This window comes from Methanobrevibacter sp., from assembly GCF_045644645.1.
In the GTDB taxonomy this organism is placed as follows: domain Archaea; phylum Methanobacteriota; class Methanobacteria; order Methanobacteriales; family Methanobacteriaceae; genus Methanocatella.
In genome coordinates this window covers 1-2,661 of the sequence record NZ_JAZRHE010000049.1, presented here as the reverse complement: position 1 = coordinate 2,661, position 2,661 = coordinate 1, and the positions used below count along the sequence as shown (strand labels likewise).

Below are 2,661 nucleotides of genomic sequence, written 5' to 3'. Positions count from 1 at the left end.
ATGCAATTCGTTATATGCTATTTTACTAATTTTTCATCTTGTTTTCACTGATTTAAATATATTTTTGTCATTTATTATTTAAATAGGTTTTTAATTTATGGTTTTTATCCATAGGTTTATTCATGTCATAATTTTTTGGCATGAAAAAACTTATGGAGGATTTAAATTGTTTTATAGAATAATTGATGACTTAATAGATGATAAATTAAAAACAAACTGTTTTGTATTAATTTCAGGTCCAATCGGTTGTGGTAAATCTAGCATTGCAATAAGATATGCTAATTCAATCGTGAATGTGGATAAAAATTTAGTATCCAATATTCTGTTGGCTGAATTTAATGTGGAAAAACTTTTAGCTGGAAAAAAACCACTTCTGGTGGAGAATTATGATTTACTGGAAGGATTATTGTATGAAATCAAATCACAATGCAATAAATCCAATAATGAGGGTTCATTCATTTTAACAACCAGACAAATAGTGGATAATGGCATTAAAATGCTTCCACTATCATTATATGAATCTGAAGAGTCAAACGGCATGATTTCTATATTGGAATTGTTTGAAAATCCGGATTTGGAGATTTCAGGTTTCTCATCAAATTTAGGAATTGAAGATCTCATTTATGCCTGCTGCAGGGGAGGATTTCCCAAAGCATTTGATAATGAAAACTTTATGAAAAGATATATTGAGAATCTAATTAACCTTCACGAAGACTTGAAGGACATAAAAAAAGTTAAAAGCATTTTAAAAGTTTATTCCAGAAATATTTCAACCAATATATCTAATGTTGAAATATTAAATCAGGTACAAAGGGATTTTCCAACAATGTCCAAATCAACATTCTACAGATATATCAACGCTTTAAAGAAATTATGGATAGTATTCGAAATTGAATCATGGGATATTAATCTAAGAGCCAAAAGCGCAATTAAAAAAACATCAAAAAAGGAATTCATAGACCCATCCATTTCACCTTCTATCTTAAACTTAAACAGCGAAATGATGATTTATGACTTGGAGACCTTTCAAAGATTTTTTGAAAATCTATGCATTCGTGACCTAATGGTTTACACATCTTTTAGAAACAGTAAAATTTATTATTATGAAGACAGATACGGGTTGTCCATTGATTGCATTTTACAGTTGGATAATGAAGATTATGCTTTAATACAGTTTGAATTATCAAGATTGACATTTGATGACGCTGCAGGAAAGCTATTAAAAATGGATGCATTGATTGAAAGGAAAATTGATGATGGAACTGTTCATATCCAAAGGCCAAAATTTTTGGCCATCATCACTTCAATCGGATTTTCATATGTCCGAAGTGATGGCGTTAAAGTTATTCCAATTTGCATATTGAGATGAAAAAAAATCATAGTATTGAAAATAGTACTGATTTGAGTTTTACAATGAAACTCTTTTGAGATTCTTTAAATTTTTATTTAAATGAATTTTTAATGAGTATATGGAAAAATATTTATTATAGGATGCATATTCTTTTAAATAAGGGAGGTTTTTGATAATTATGAAATCGACATTTGCAATGGATATTTTAAATAAGATGGATCCGTTCTTAAATCAAGGCTAATACCTGCAATTAACCACAGTTTTGTTGGATGCATTGAATGAGGTTGAAATTATCGATAAAACAAAGGATTTAACTGATTTGGATAATTTCAAATTATTAGAAATGTTTTTATCTGCTAAAGAAATTGAAGGCCGTTCAGCTAGCACAATCCACTTTTATAGACTAACAATCAATAGATTATTGAAAAGTACTGATAAAAGGATTGATCAAATCACTACTGAAGATTTAAGACAGTATCTTACTAATCATCAGCGTGAAAACAATTCTTCAAAAACAACGATTGATAATATCCGCAGGATTTTTTCAAGCTTCTTTGCATGGCTGGAAGATGAGGATTATATCCTGAAAAATCCAGTAAAAAGAATACATAGGGTTAAAAAAGGAAAAGTCGTTAAGGAGATATTATCGGATGAAAATCTGGAAGTTTTAAGGGACAATTGTGAATCAATTAGGGATTTGGCGATTGTTGAGCTATTGATTTCTACAGGTATTCGTGTTGGGGAGTTGGTGAATCTTAATATTTCTGATTTGAATTTTAATGAAAGGGAATGTGTTGTTTTTGGAAAAGGTGAATCAGAAAGGGTTGTTTATTTTGATGCAAGGACAAAAATACATTTGCTCGAATATTTAAATCAGAGAACTGATGAAAACCCTGCATTATTTGTTTCATTTAGAAAACCATATAAAAGATTAGGAATAAATGGTGTTGAGTCAAGACTTAAGAATATAGGATTTAAATCCAATATAGCTAATGTACATCCTCATAAGTTTAGAAGAACGCTGGCAACTAATGCTATCGATAAAGGGATGCCTATTGAGCAAGTGCAGAAGTTATTGGGTCATACAAAGATTGACACGACTATGCATTATGCGATGGTTAATCAGAATAATGTTAAGATTGCTCATAAAAAGTTTATTGGATAATATATGGTCTTTTGTTTAAAAAAAACTTTTTTTTAAAATGAATTTAGGCTAAATCCTAAATTCTTTTATCTTTTTTCTAAACAAATAATTTGTTTTAAAGAGTTTAATAATGTTTATTTAATTGTTTAATTTTGTTTAAATATGG

At 29.0% G+C, this 2,661-nt stretch carries 2 protein-coding genes; both read left to right on the top strand.

The genetic code is table 11. The features are described 5' to 3' along the window. Positions 1 to 166 precede the first annotated feature (166 nt). Entirely contained in the window at positions 167 to 1,369 is a 1,203-nt protein-coding gene (locus ACKI4K_RS03155; RefSeq protein WP_407422203.1) for an ATP-binding protein, read from the top strand. Between the two features lie 256 nt (positions 1,370 to 1,625). Further along, positions 1,626 to 2,516, top strand: a complete 891-nt coding sequence (gene xerA / locus ACKI4K_RS03150) for a site-specific tyrosine recombinase/integron integrase (protein WP_407422201.1) — start codon at positions 1,626 to 1,628, stop codon at positions 2,514 to 2,516. Positions 2,517 to 2,661 lie beyond the last annotated feature (145 nt).